The sequence below is a fragment of the Methanocella arvoryzae MRE50 genome (genome assembly GCF_000063445.1).
Classification (GTDB): domain Archaea; phylum Halobacteriota; class Methanocellia; order Methanocellales; family Methanocellaceae; genus Methanocella_A; species Methanocella_A arvoryzae.
Map to the genome: position 1 here is coordinate 183,121 of NC_009464.1, position 13,160 is coordinate 196,280.

General features: G+C 49.1%; 14 protein-coding genes and 1 tRNA gene. 6 read left to right on the plus strand and 9 right to left on the minus strand.

The features are described 5' to 3' along the window. Positions 1–78: 78 nt before the first annotated feature. The 8 genes from RCI_RS16830 to RCI_RS00935 form a co-directional block, all read right to left on the minus strand. Complete coding sequence (locus RCI_RS16830) at positions 79–231, minus strand: hypothetical protein (RefSeq protein WP_158308836.1); 153 nt, start codon at positions 229–231, stop codon at positions 79–81. Between the two features lie 52 nt (positions 232–283). Next, positions 284–622 carry a hypothetical protein gene (locus tag RCI_RS00910; protein WP_012034500.1) on the minus strand — a complete coding sequence of 113 codons (339 nt, stop codon included), beginning with the start codon at positions 620–622 and terminating at the stop codon, positions 284–286. Between the two features lie 116 nt (positions 623–738). Then, positions 739–1,926, minus strand: a complete 1,188-nt coding sequence (locus RCI_RS00915; RefSeq protein ID WP_012034505.1) for a tetratricopeptide repeat protein — start codon at positions 1,924–1,926, stop codon at positions 739–741. Between the two features lie 85 nt (positions 1,927–2,011). After that, a complete protein-coding gene (locus tag RCI_RS15595) occupies positions 2,012–3,541 on the minus strand; it encodes a FlgD immunoglobulin-like domain containing protein (protein ID WP_148266465.1) in 1,530 nt (509 codons plus the stop codon). 429 nt (positions 3,542–3,970) lie between these two features. Continuing rightward, on the minus strand, positions 3,971–5,596 hold the full coding sequence (locus RCI_RS15600; RefSeq protein WP_394296438.1) for an OmpL47-type beta-barrel domain-containing protein: 1,626 nt from the start codon (positions 5,594–5,596) through the stop codon (positions 3,971–3,973). Between the two features lie 36 nt (positions 5,597–5,632). Continuing rightward, on the minus strand, positions 5,633–5,908 hold the full coding sequence (locus tag RCI_RS15605) for a FlgD immunoglobulin-like domain containing protein (protein WP_158308837.1): 276 nt from the start codon (positions 5,906–5,908) through the stop codon (positions 5,633–5,635). A gap of 339 nt (positions 5,909–6,247) precedes the next feature. Then, a complete protein-coding gene (gene cysS / locus RCI_RS00930; RefSeq protein WP_012034509.1) occupies positions 6,248–7,669 on the minus strand; it encodes a cysteine--tRNA ligase in 1,422 nt (473 codons plus the stop codon). A gap of 107 nt (positions 7,670–7,776) precedes the next feature. Further along, complete coding sequence (locus RCI_RS00935; protein WP_012034510.1) at positions 7,777–8,457, minus strand: TVP38/TMEM64 family protein; 681 nt, start codon at positions 8,455–8,457, stop codon at positions 7,777–7,779. Positions 8,458–8,543: 86 nt separating this feature from the next. On the opposite strand from RCI_RS00935, the gene RCI_RS00940 reads away from it, so the two are divergent. The 6 genes from RCI_RS00940 to RCI_RS00965 all read left to right on the plus strand — a co-directional run bounded on the left by RCI_RS00940 (position 8,544) and on the right by RCI_RS00965 (position 12,989). Further along, entirely contained in the window at positions 8,544–9,053 is a 510-nt protein-coding gene (locus RCI_RS00940) for a hypothetical protein (protein WP_148266467.1), read from the plus strand. Between the two features lie 222 nt (positions 9,054–9,275). Beyond that, entirely contained in the window at positions 9,276–10,055 is a 780-nt protein-coding gene (locus RCI_RS00945; RefSeq protein ID WP_148266468.1) for a hypothetical protein, read from the plus strand. Positions 10,056–10,104: 49 nt separating this feature from the next. After that, complete coding sequence (locus RCI_RS00950; RefSeq protein ID WP_012034513.1) at positions 10,105–10,764, plus strand: hypothetical protein; 660 nt, start codon at positions 10,105–10,107, stop codon at positions 10,762–10,764. A gap of 298 nt (positions 10,765–11,062) precedes the next feature. Next, the gene (locus tag RCI_RS00955) at positions 11,063–11,440 is read left to right on the plus strand and encodes a non-histone chromosomal MC1 family protein (protein WP_048197771.1); all 378 of its coding nucleotides are present in this window, start codon (positions 11,063–11,065) and stop codon (positions 11,438–11,440) included. Between the two features lie 99 nt (positions 11,441–11,539). Then, positions 11,540–11,707, plus strand: coding sequence for a KGG domain-containing protein (locus tag RCI_RS00960; protein ID WP_048197773.1), 168 nt, complete (start codon positions 11,540–11,542; stop codon positions 11,705–11,707). Between the two features lie 409 nt (positions 11,708–12,116). Beyond that, positions 12,117–12,989, plus strand: a complete 873-nt coding sequence (locus RCI_RS00965) for a hypothetical protein (RefSeq protein ID WP_012034515.1) — start codon at positions 12,117–12,119, stop codon at positions 12,987–12,989. A gap of 12 nt (positions 12,990–13,001) precedes the next feature. Here RCI_RS00965 and RCI_RS00970 read toward each other — a convergent pair. After that, a tRNA-Cys gene (locus tag RCI_RS00970) sits at positions 13,002–13,074 on the minus strand. Positions 13,075–13,160 lie beyond the last annotated feature (86 nt).

Genomic DNA, 13,160 nt, shown 5'->3' on the forward strand with positions numbered 1-13,160 from the left:
TACTTAAACCTTGTGAGGCCGTCAGGCCTCACGAGAAAAGCCAAAAATAGTCCGGTAATGAGCCGGCAAGATTGCATGTTACTTGAACTCAAAGGTTTCTTTGCCTGACTGGCCCTTGACCATCTCTTCTACCGGCTCGACATTACCCTTGATCTTTTTCTTCTTGCGTAGCTCTTCCTCTTCCCGCCGCTTACGGGGTTCTACGTGTCCGCGTTCTGGTTCTTCCTTCATCAGTGTCACCATCCGTCAGATGTCAGATAAAAATAGTCCGCCGGCCTTCAGCTTACAACTCATAGTTAGCCGGTCTGGAGTCCCTGCTCCGGTGCCCGTGCCGGTGTTCCCGGTCTATATTATCATTATCGTCCTTGTCCGAACTGGCCGCGTCTATCCAGGTTACCGCGCCATGCTGGATCTCCTGCATTTCTTCAGGCGTGGCAATATACTGTCTGTTTGCGCTTGCCGTAGGCCATCTGGGCACGTTCTCTGTCGCGTAGTAAAGCTTGCCCTTACGTACGACCTCTTCCGAGGCCCCCTCCTCATCACGAGGTGCTACATAGGGATCCCGGCCTTCGTCAGGCGGTTTTCCAGGTGGCTGTTTCCTTCTTTTTTGCTGCTCTGCCATAATAATGCCCGCGTATATACTGTGTTAGATTTACGACCTTATCAACGATGGGCGGGAATATGGCGGCTTGAGTTCTGTGATTAAAAGATGCTGTGATTAAAAGATGTGGATTATTGTTATTCTTGAGAGAGATCGAAAGAGACGATGCCATATTTCAGAGAAGCGTCAGACTGGAGATCAATCAGTCCGAAGGCGCTGCCGTTGAAAAGGCGTCTTTTGAAAGCGTATGGCAGATGGTTACCAGGCCTGACCCTGTCTGGATTACGGGTTACGTGGAAGGTGCCTTCATCGATCGAGAGAAGCCGGTATTCGAGAGGCTTTTTCACGTTCACTGTCACATTGCGGAGGCTGAGGTAAAAGGGGAGTGCCAGTATAAACCTGAATCCCTCCTCCACTGTCTTAAAATCGAGTTCCATGTCTGCCCTGTACCACCCGTTGGAAGTAATCTCCCACTTGAGTATATATCCGGTCCCGGTGGTAAAAGTAAACTTTTTACAGACGGGTACTGGCAGCGGGCCGTTTTTATGATATGAGCCGGGAGCGAAAAAGTTGCCCTTAAAAGGGATCGCTTCGGCATTGACCTTTTCTTCCTCCTCGTCAGTGACCGAGATCGATCTGACCATGCCAGGCTTTTCGGGGAAAAAGAGACCTATGCCCGGAGCGCCATCCTGGTTCCTGGACAGTAAACTGGAATCGACGCCCGGGAAGCCCAGTACCAGCCCGAGCGTTACTTTGTCAGGAGCTATGTTAAGTTCGATATTCCTGAGTATGGCGTGGACACCGGAATATGCACGGGGAGTATAGTAGTCGGCAGAAGTGGAATCTGCCGTTTCTCCGGCGGGCAGTTCATCTTTGGTCCGCTCAAGCATCTCCAGCATCGAGATTACTCTGGACGCAAGAGCATCGTTCTTCTGAGAGAGGGAAATGTGCAACGCTTCTTGAAGTGTATCTTCTGCCTGTTCGAATTCGCACATGCCCCGGCAGGCCTCTGCCAGCCCGATCAGCGAGCCGGCGATCTCCGGGTTATTCGTCATCGGCCGCCGGATAGCTACCGCGTCCGCAAAGGCCGTCCGGGCATCCTGGTACTTATTGAGAAGCAGGTTCGTCATGCCGATGCTGTGAAGCACGCCGGCAATATCCTCGTTCAGCCGGCCGTCGGTATTCTCGTTGCGCAACGAAAAAAGTGCCACCCTGAGCTCAGACAGGGCTTCGCTATACATGCCCGCCGCGGCCAGCGACTTCGCCTTATCGCGGTGAGACATCCCGATCCTTGCCAGCCGGGTCAGCTTTTTTCGAGCGGCCATCTAACAAATGTAACCTTAAAAAGTATTAAAAGTCATCGAAAGCCGGATAAATAAGAATAAGGCGGGGATGGTAATCCCCGCTCTTTTATTTCCTTAAGAACAGGAAATATGTGCCTACGGCAATTACGATTACGACGAGCGAGATCAGGAGAATCCATATAGCGAATCCTGACTGAGATCCTCCCGTTTCAGTCGGGCCTGCCGTCTGAGAGGGTGGGGCTGCGAGTGTCGGGGAGGACGATACCGTTGCTGTCGGCGTTACCGTCATAGCTGTCGTTCCACCCGTAACCGGCGTGGCAACCGGTGTCACTGTCGGGGTTGGTGTCGGGGTTGGTGTCGGTGTCGGTTGTCTGCCGTACAGCATATCCATCGAGATCGTGCCGCTTCCGATGATTCTATCTGGAGTGTTATAAACAAACACATCCGAACCGGCGACATGAGCCACATTCCACACCTGAATCCTATGATTATAGCTGTCGGATACGTATATGTTGCCCCTGCCATCAACCGCTATACCACGAGGTCGATCGAATTCTCCTGGCTGGATGCCATTGCTTCCCATTGTTGTCCAGGTGTTTGTGGTTTTGTTCCATACCTGAATCCTGTGATTATAGTCGTCGGCTACATATATGTTGCCAGCGTCATCCACCGCTATATCCTTAGGCTCGTAGAATTCTCCTGGCTGGATGCCATTGCTTCCCATTGTTGTCCAGGTGTTTGTGGCTTTGTTCCATACCTGAATTCTATAATTAAGGGTGTCGGCTACGTATATGTTGCCAGCGCCATCAACAGCAATACCTTTAGGCTCGTAAAATTGTCCCGGTTCGGTTCCATTGCTTCCCATTGATATCCAGGTATTATCGGTTTTGTTCCATACCTGAATCCTGTCATTAAAGGTATCGAGTACGTATATGTTGCCAGTGTCATCAACCGCAATACCAAACGGTCGATCGAATTGTCCTGGCTCGGTTCCATCGCTTCCTATTATTGTCCAGGTGTTTGTGGTTTTGTTCCATACCTGAATCCTGTAATTGTAGGTGTCGGCTACGTATATGTTGCCAGCGCCATCAACCGCAATACCCCGCGGAGAGCTGAATTGTCCCGGATCGTCGTCAGGGCTGCCTGTTGTTGTCCAGGTGTTTGTGGCTTTGTTCCATACCTGAATCCTGTCATTAAAGGTGTCGGCTACGTATATGTTGCCAGCGCCATCAACCGCAATAGCGTGCGGCCTGTAGAATTCTCCCGGTCCGTCGCCACGGCTGCCTATTGTTGTCCAGTAAGGTGTGGTGTTTAGCTTTATTGTGTATATGCCGTTCGGCACATTAGTGCCGTTCGTGTATTTACCGTTCCATGACGTCTGGAATGTTCCGTCAGTGGCTGTGCCCTGATCCAGTATGTTTATCAGACTGCCGCTGTTCTCGACATACACCATGTACTCCTGGCCATTCGTGTTCACCAGGCTATACGTAACCTCAGTAACTGAACCACTCTTGATAGTGGCAGGATCAGCCGTCACTGAACCGGTAACCATACCGGCAGCATGAGCCTGAGATATAATCATGGACAGTAACAATAATATAATGAACACCTTAGAAAGGACCCTGACTCCTGGCACTCTTCCTACCTCCAATTTTTAACACTAGCAATGCCTGTCTAAACAGCATTCTAGATATATAATATATCAATCATTGCAGAATTATTTCGGTATGTGGTAGCCGGATTATAAATAATTTACCAGCAAGCTATTGCTCAAAATATGGATTGCCCGGAAAGTGATCAGGTTCGGGGCTCATAGAGCGCCTCGCTGTACATGCCTGCCGCTGTCAGAGACTTCGCTCTATCACTATGAGATTGTTGATTGTGTAAACATTACCTGTCTGTCAGGCGCAAAGGCACGAAGACGCAAAGGTTTTCAGATTAGACTTTGCGTCGTTGCGCCCTTGTGCCTTTGCGAATTAAGTAGAAGGCGGCCCGGCGCTGACGATATCATTTTTTTATAAGACTATAATGGAATATAGCGGGGAGGGTATTGCTCCCCGCCCGGTTATTTCCTGAAGAACAGGAAATATGTGCCCGCTGCCACTACTATTACAGAGAGTGCGAGCAGAAGAATCCATACAGGAAATCCTGACTGATCCTGTTCTGGTGCCGTGGGGCTTGCACTTTGGGAAGGTGAAGTTGCGGGTGTCGGTGAGGACGATACAGTTGGAGTCGGCGTTACCGTCACCTCTATCGTTCCACCCGTAACCGGAGTAGCAACCGGTGTTGCTGTCGGTGTCGGTTGTCTGCCATACATCGTATCCATCGAGATCGTGCCGCCTCCAATAATTCTCTCTGGACTGATAAACCGGTTGAACGAGATAGTCTGCACTGACTCCATGTTCTCCGCATTATCTACAGAGCGATAACTCACATTACTGGAAATATTCAGGGTAAACGGCCCCGTATACCTGATCCAGGACCCATTATTCACTCTATACTCCGTGTAGTTCACCCCTGAAACGGTGTCTGTAGCAGTCAATGTGACTGTTACATCTGAATAATATGTATCCTGTACTTTGGTTCCGGTGAGACTGGCTGTGGTTGTCGGGGCAACTTTGTCGAGGGGTAATTCTATGTTACCCAGTGCAGAATTCCCGGCGTTATCTGTAACGTTCCAGTACACAGTATTCATGCCTTCCATAGATACCGTGAAAGGTGCTGTGTAGGAGTTCCAGTTCACATTATCCAGGCTATACAGGATCGAGCCGATCCCTGAGCCCTCATCTACCGCAGACAAGGTGACCGGTATATCAGCAGTATACCATCCGTTGACCGGAATACCTCCAGGAGTACACATAACAATGGGCACTGTATTATCAACGAACACATCCGAACCCGCAACAGCATCAACCACATTCCACACCTGAATTCTGTCAATCCTGGTGTCGGCTACGTATATGTTGCCCGCGTCATCCACCGCAATACCATGAGGCATGCCGAATTGTCCTGGATCGATGCCATAGCTGCCCATTATTGTCCAGGTGTTTGTAGCTTTATTCCATACCTGAATCCTGTGATTAACTCTGTCGGTTACGTATATGTTGCCCGTGCCATCCACCGCAATACCATACGGCTCTTTGAATTGTCCTGGTTCATCACCAAGGCTGCCTATTGGTGTCCAGGTGTTTGTGGCTTTATTCCATACCTGAATCCTGTGATTAATTGTATCGGTTACGTATATGTTGCCCGTATCATCAACTGCAATACCAGACGTTTGATCGAATTGTCCGGGTTCGTCGCCATGGCTGCCCATTGTTGTCCAGGTGTTTGTGGCTTTGTTCCATACCTGAATCCTATGATTAAAGGTGTCGGTTACGTATATGTTGCCCGTATCATCAACTGCAATACCAGACGTTTGATCGAATTGTCCGGGTTCGTCGCCATGGCTGCCCATTGTTGTCCAGGTGTTTGTGGCTTTGTTCCATACCTGAATCCTCTGATTAAAGGTGTCGGCTACGTATATGTTGCCCGTATCATCAACTGCAATACCATACGGCTCTTTGAATTGTCCTGTTTCGGTGCCAGGGCTGCCCATTGGTGTCCAGGTATCACTGGCTTTGTCCCATACCTGAATCCTCTGATTAATTGTGTCGGCTACGTATATGTTGCCCGTGCTATCCACCGCAATGCCATACGGATTGAAGAATTCTCCTGATCCGCTGCCCTAGCTGCCCATTGTTGTCCAGTAAGGTGTGGTGTTTAGTTTTATTGTGTATGTGCCATCTGGCACGTTTGTGCCGTTCGTGTATTTGCCATTCCATGACGTGTAGTATGTTCCATCAGCGGCTATGCCCTGATTTAGTATGTTTATCACTCTGCCGTCGTTCTCGACATACACCATGTACTCCTGGCCGCTCACGTTCGCCAGGCTATATGTAACCTCAGTGACGGCGCCACTCTTAGTAACGGCAGGAGCGACTGTCACTGAACCGGTTACCATACCGGCAGCATGAGCCTGAGATATAATCATGGAAAACAACAATAAGACAATGAACGCCTTCAATAAGACCCGAACCCTCAGCACTCTCCCTTCCCCCAATTGTAACACTTGCTATATCTGTCTAAACAGAATTCCGAATATGTGCTACAGCTAGCATTGGTAGCGATAATTCTGTATTTGATAGCCTAATTATAAATAATTAATCAATAAGCGATTACTCCAAATATGGTTACCAGAAAGCGATTAGCAGCCCGGGGCTCATGAGGAATACGTAAGCTTGTCTTTTAAGATAGTCACTGGCGTCGTCTATTACGGTTAAAAAATAGTAATTTTTCCTACTTATTGTCGCTTGACTTTTACCCCTTCTTTGGTGTCTTCGAGGGTAATACCCAGATCTTTGAGCCGGCTGCGGATGAGGTCGGAGGTTTCGTAGTCTTTCTTTTTGCGGACGGCTGCCCGGATGTCTATAATAAGCTTCATAAGCTCGTCGGCGAGCATGTCTTCCTTCTGCTCTGTTTCCCAACGGATGCCGAGGATGTTCGAGAAGTGATCGTAGAGGCCTGCGATCTGCTTTGCCTCGTCGGCGGAAAAGCTGCCCCTGAGGAGCCGGTTTACTGTACGGGTGAACTCAAAGATCTCTGCAATGGCCTCTCTGGTGCTGAAATTGTTGTCCATGTGCTCGTCGAATCTGGCTTTGCTTTCTGCAATTAATGCGGATATGTCTTGATCACTGCCCTTTTGATCGGTCTTGCCTGCTCTGTCGGTTATATCCGATACAGTATTCTGGATGCGGGCGAGGCTCTTTTTGGCTTCTTCCAGGCCGGCGTCGCTGAAGTCGAGCGGGCCCTGGTAGTTGGTATTCAGGATGAAAAACCTGACTGTCTCCGGGGAGTATTTCTGGAGGATGTCCCGGATGAGGAAGAAGTTTCCCAGCGACTTGGACATCTTTTCTTTATTCACCAGTAAGAAACCGTTGTGGATCCAGTATTTTGCGAACGGAACCTTTCCGGTGTAGGCTTCCGACTGCAGAATTTCAGATTCGTGATGGGGGAAGATGAGGTCCATGCCTCCGCCATGGATGTCGATCTGCTCGCCCAGCAGCTTTACTGACATGGCCGTGCATTCGATGTGCCAGCCGGGGCGGCCTTTCCCCCACGGGCTGTCCCATGACAGGCTTTCTCCGGGCTTTGCTGCCTTCCATAGCACGAAGTCCATGGGATTGCGCTTGCGCTCGTCTACTTCGATGCGTGCGCCGACCTTCAGGGAATCATAGGTCTGGTGAGACAGGACGCCCACTTCGCTCACCATCCGGTCGATGCTGAAGTACACGCTCCCCATAGACTCATACGCATAGCCCTTATCCACGAGAGCCTTAATAATCCCTATGATGGGGTCCATAAACTCCGTGACTCTTGGATAATGATCGGCCCGCATAACATTGAGGCGATCAATGTCCTCGAAGTAGGCGGCGATGAATTTTCTCGACAGCTCAGTCGGGTCTACATTCAGCTCCTTTGCCCGCTTGAGGATCTTATCGTCCACGTCGGTGAAATTCTGGACGTAAGTCACATCGTAGCCCCTGTATAACAGGTGCCTTCTGATGACGTCGAAGACAATGTACGACCGGGCGTGTCCCATGTGGCAGTAGTCGTAGACGGTCGGGCCGCAGACGTACATTTTTACTTTCCTGTCATCCAGCGGCTGGAAATCCTCGACTGTCTGTGTCAGTGTATTATAAAACCTGAGGGACGTTAGGCTCACCTCTTAAGAATATGGTGAATCGCATATTTCTCGATCATCCTTTGAAATGGCGACTCAAAGTAAGTTGCATGTTAGATATATTAAATTCTTTGGAAGTGACAATGCGATTATGTGCTCTTGCGCATCAGCCGCCGGGCTATTTCAGGCAGCACGAGAAGGCTGAGGGCGAGGGCCAGGCTGATGTAGAACATAACTGAGCCCGGCTGGTCTAAAGAGGAGCCAAAGATCACCATGATGGTAGCTCCCGGAAGCTCGCCAGCTATCGTAGCGAACAGGTAATCCTTGACTTTTACCCGGGACGCACCGGCGAGATAGCCGACTACATCGTAGTGTATTATGGGCAGCAGTCGCAGGAACAGGACGTACCGCCAGCCGTTCTCCTGGATACGTTCATCCACCGCAGGATACTTAACCAAAATTTTTCTCTTTACATAATCCTGGAACAGGTACCGGGAAATGCCGAACACCAGTAGTGCACTCAGAGTCGACCCGATCATCGCCATCGTAAGCCCTCCCGCTATGCCGAACAAGAACCCGCATGCGATAGTGAACGGTGTCAGGGGCAGGAAAAAGAACGGGCGTAGCAGGCTGAGTGCAATATAGGCGATAACTGCCAGCGCCCCGAAGGAGAGCACGAAGCTTTTGATTCCTTCAGGAGTGAGCTTCCCGTAGCTGTCTGCCAGGTTTTCCGGCCCGACGATCGCTATTGCTGCGATGATCAAGCCTGCCCACAGGATCACAGCGGCTACTCTAACGTTTATAAGATGCCGTACATCCACGAGTTCCATATCGCCCCGATAACTTATAACGTTTGTTTTCGTCTGGTAAGTGGAAACTATTTAGTCCTTGGAGCATATTATCCTTGGAGGTTCAAGTGACACATCCGCTTCAGGAGTACTTTTGCGAGGCCAAGGACGGGCGTATCGGGGACGAGAAAGCCCGGGAAGACATTACTGGCCTGGTCAATAATATGGACCTGATAAAGGACGCCTGCGCTATATTTGGCGTAGAGAAAAACAATGACACTGCCTGCTATACCGTAGGTAAAGTGTACGACGTCCACGGAGAAAGCTATGGCTGTGTCACAGTCCTGTCGGACGATGTAGTGCACGTGATAGGACAGGACGAGCAGCAGGAGATTCACGAAAAGCTGAACTTTATGCTTGTGACGACCTACCTCGAGTTCAGGCGCCTCTGCAAAGACAAAGAAGACGCTATAGAGATATGGGACGGATATTTAGACCTCGTCATGTCCCGCAACTTTTTACCCCTGTACGAGAACGGCGTACGGGCAAGGCTCATCCACAATGGCAGCATCGAGCAGGCAAAGCTGCCTACCGTAGTCTACGTTCTCTACCAGTCTTATGATGCAGTTTATGGGTAGGGCAACATCTGCTAACAAGATGTGTTAGCAATTTGATCCGGGAATTGTAAATGAACACTACGTTGTGCCTGTTGCCACACTCCCTTGTGGCCGGATTGCCTGGAATACAATTATAGTCACTATATACTCATCGTCCCGCACACTCTGTGATAAGGTAATAAGCCTGTGCGTCGCGTTGTTTTTCGGTATTTGCTTTATAATTGGCGCGATAATAGCCCAAGCATGAGATGGATGGCTCTGGTGTGCATTTTTCTTCTCCTGTCGGTGAGTATCGGAGAACGGACTGACCATTTTACCATCAGGTACACAGATATGGAGTACCTGACACCTGGTACTGGTAAGATTCTGGAAAACGCATACAGGACGATCGACGGCTATCTTGGCAATCTGCCAGACTCGATTAAAGTTATAGTCGTGGACGACGGCCAGATGGATGAAGTGGGTAAACATGTAGAAGCTTTCTCTGCATGGAATCCCCAGTCCAGTACCATCGTCATCAGGGGTGATACTCTTAAAAATCCTTCTTCGCTGTCTGTCGTAGCAAAGCACGAGATATGCCACCTTGGTTTGAACGAACTGCTCGACGATAAGGATGAAGCTGAGTTCAGGTGGCTGGAAGAAGGAGTGTGTATGGTGCTTTCTGACGAACCGCTGGACGATGTGAAGGTTAGTAAATACATAGTCAGCCAGGGCTGCATGAATATAAAGCAGATCGGCGAAGCAGTGGACAGCAAGAATTATTCGGTAACCAAGAATGGATACCTGCAGTCGTTCAGCCTCTGCAAGTTCATAGCCCGGACTTTTGGTACCGACGTGCTTATCGATATAGTGAAAAGCCCCTATCCCCGGTTCGGGGACGCATTTTACAAAAGTACGGGAGTTCCCTTCGCCCAGTTCTACGATCAATGGGTAGATCACGTTCATAAGCAGTCTCAACGAACTCCGGAAGTCAGGGTTATACATATCAAGGGCTGTCTGGACACGGCAATGAGCGAAGCATGATGGTAAAGCCTGAAAAAATATATAGCGGTACCAGTTAAAGTAGGTACACATGATAAAGGTCGCCATCCCGCATAAGATCTACTCAGAAAACAAAATAAAAATCAAGAACATCATCAAGAAGTACGGTATGTCCTGGGATAGCGGCAAGAATGGCTGGGTCAGCGCGGCAACCGGTGACGGCGTGTACATCGACCGGGCAATCATGGACATGATCCTGAGCGACTCTTTTTCCGGCGACATGCCCATGACTATGTTCATAGAGTCCGACAATGCCGACTTCCTGGCCGAGATGGAAGCGAAGTGCAAAGCCATCGGCGGTGAATTCATAAAGGACGTGACACCGGAAGTTGCTGCACCTCAACAGCAGAAGGTACTGCCTCAGCCCGCTGCATCATCAGTTAATAGCAAGCCAGGCATCATCAAGGGCAGTGACGTCTTTGTACGCCTCAATCTCAGGGATGCTGACGGGTGTAATACGCCTGAATTCTGTGCCAGGGGCCTCGAGGACCTGCAGAACATCAGCCGCCGCTGGGAGAGACGAAAAGCACAGCTTATCCGGGATTACGGCAGTCTCGGCTTCGATGCAGAAACGCTGGCCAGGATGCTCCACCGGGAAGAGATCAATTTCAGGAAAAACAACGCATGCTGGGTGACGGGAGAGTTTCCAGGCCAGGAAAAAGGGGCCCGGAGCGACTCTTCCGATGAGTAGCTGGAGTAGTTAGTAATAATATTATGGCCATTACCTCCGGTCCCCCGTCCCAACTTATAGCGTGCGGCGTACCGAATTTTCCTGATGAGATACGATCGGCATATGCTGATAATTATATCACCAATTTATAATTCTTTTATACTTATACACGATATAACAATTTATTTCACACATCCAAAAATTCTCCGGCCAGAGAATCTGACCGCTGTTTGCCGCGTGATCATCAGATAAAGGGTGAGAAGGCGACAACAACTGTTAAATATTATTCCTGCTTTATAGATAAGCTTGAAGGAGGCCGATCACTACGGCAAAGAAGGAAACACAGAGCACTTCGTCCAGAGAAAAGAAGAACTTTGGTCTGATAAACGAGAAAGGTGAAGAAGTGGGAACCTACAGTGGAGCACAGCCGAGGGATGCGGCCTTAAAGGCGGCAAACCGTGGCATTACTAACATCGTACTTCGGGAAAAGGGAACTAAGAAGCTCCATTACTTCAATGGCAGGCGTGAACTAGTTCCGGCACCGGCCAATGCTCCGGAGTGGATCAAGAAGGCTGCAGCCGAAAATAAAGGCAAGATCTACAAGGCTAACGTCGAAAAAGTCGGCACAGCCACCCTGGAGTACAGTGAGCTCGAAAGGAACCCCAAGTCACTGTTCAAAGTGCCTTCCAAGAAATAAACCGAAAAGCACCAATTTCTTTTGTACTTTTTACTTATTCTATAATTTTTTTGGCATATTATTATAAACACGCTGGTAGATTTGGTTCTAGTGATAGTTATGGCTAGAAAAGAATCGAAAGGTGAAATCAGTGTAAGGGAAGCTGGAAGACGAGGCGGAAACACCACCAAGGAGAGGCACGGCCCCGATTTCTACCGCGAGATCGGCCACAAGGGAGGCCAGAAAGTCCGCGAGTTAATTGAAAGGGGCAAGTCTCAGGAACGCTAAAGCTTCCGTGTGTTAAGCCATATAAATGCGGGGGCATAGCCCCCGTTTAGTACTTATTTTGACATATAAATTTATTAAACTAACTTCCAATTGTGTAATTTTCTTTTGAAAATTGCAAAAAAGATATTAAGGGGAAGATGCTTATATATTAAGCGTCCGGAGCTTGCTGCAAATACCCCCATCGGTGAACATTAACCAAAATTGTGTTAACACCATATCCACAGCTCCGGATAACCCTCATCGATGAGCTGATAACTCAGGCCCCTGGTTATGTGAACGCTAAAAATGATACTTTTCTGCGTTTTTCGTCCGCATGCCGAAACTAATGGTGTCAACGTATAATTATTGCCCGATAGTACAAGGGAATACGGGTATCATATCAAGATAAAAAAGACATCAAGGTGGGTTTGTGAGGGTACATGGTATAAGGCCGGTGAGCCCGGCTGCCGCACTGCTAATCGTCCTGTGCATGGTATTAACCTCGGTATCCATGGACGCAAGCGCTTCAAACGAGCGCAAGTATGAGCTGCGGACAGGCAACATAGTCATGGGGCTCGACGAGATAAATAGCGGCATGTTTCAGGAGCTGTTTCACAGTCAGAGCCTGTCAACCGCGGATACCGAAACGCTCGGGATCTCCTTCCCGGAGAATAATGGCGTAGCCATCACCCAGACGAGTGACGAGTCCATACTTGCTACCAGCACAGGCTATTTTGCAGCAAACATGCCGTTTTATCCCTGCCTGAACTACGGGGCTCCACCGGTAGGCATAGGAGTATCTGTAGCAGCATATCCTGTGACTACGGCTAAATTTTCCGGTAATACCCTGTTCTTCCCCGAGATGGTGAACCAGGGTAACCTGTTTAATAATAGCGAGTTGCGGGATATGAACCAGACAAGAATAACCTTGCCCCCATTTGCAGCCACATCTGCCACGAGCGAGTTACGGGGACTTTATTCGATGCAAGGCATCAATAACAGCGGCTTTAACGCCAGAGCTTCAGATATGCCGGTAGTCCTGTCAAGTCAGACGCTGGACTTTGACGCCACTCCCGCTCACATAAACAATACTACGATTATAGAAAGGCTGTGGCGGAACTCTCACCTTGGCGCTATACTCGACAATGCATATGAGGGCGATACAGCATATCCGACCTGGATCATGCCTTACAGGAATCCGTATAGCCTGATGGAAATGCATAGCCCTAGTACAATCATGAAGTTCGCGTTCCAGGAGACGATGCCGGGGACGAGGTTGTTCAGGTCTTTTTGGACTCTTTAAAAAATCTGGTAATGCAGGGAGGGTGAGTTGAACACCCACAAAACAGATCTGCAGTCTGCCGCATTAGCCGCTCTGCCATCCCTGCAGGTTGTAAACAAAGTACTTTAATACTTATTTCATTCTCCCGAAATAAGTATTTCTCTCATCTACATCGATATCATACTATAAGAA

Bases quoted from the DNA above. Each gene is read 5' to 3' on its own strand.
- RCI_RS00915 (WP_012034505.1), bottom strand. From the start codon at position 1,926: ATGGCCGCTCGAAAAAAGCTGACCCGGCTGGCAAGGATCGGGATGTCT.
- RCI_RS00950 (WP_012034513.1), top strand. From the start codon at position 10,105: ATGATAAAGGTCGCCATCCCGCATAAGATCTACTCAGAAAACAAAATA.
- RCI_RS00910 (WP_012034500.1), bottom strand. From the start codon at position 622: ATGGCAGAGCAGCAAAAAAGAAGGAAACAGCCACCTGGAAAACCGCCT.
- RCI_RS00960 (WP_048197773.1), top strand. From the start codon at position 11,540: ATGGCTAGAAAAGAATCGAAAGGTGAAATCAGTGTAAGGGAAGCTGGA.
- RCI_RS00935 (WP_012034510.1), bottom strand. From the start codon at position 8,457: ATGGAACTCGTGGATGTACGGCATCTTATAAACGTTAGAGTAGCCGCT.
- RCI_RS15605 (WP_158308837.1), bottom strand. From the start codon at position 5,908: ATGGTAACCGGTTCAGTGACAGTCGCTCCTGCCGTTACTAAGAGTGGC.
- RCI_RS00945 (WP_148266468.1), top strand. From the start codon at position 9,276: ATGAGATGGATGGCTCTGGTGTGCATTTTTCTTCTCCTGTCGGTGAGT.
- RCI_RS16830 (WP_158308836.1), bottom strand. From the start codon at position 231: ATGAAGGAAGAACCAGAACGCGGACACGTAGAACCCCGTAAGCGGCGG.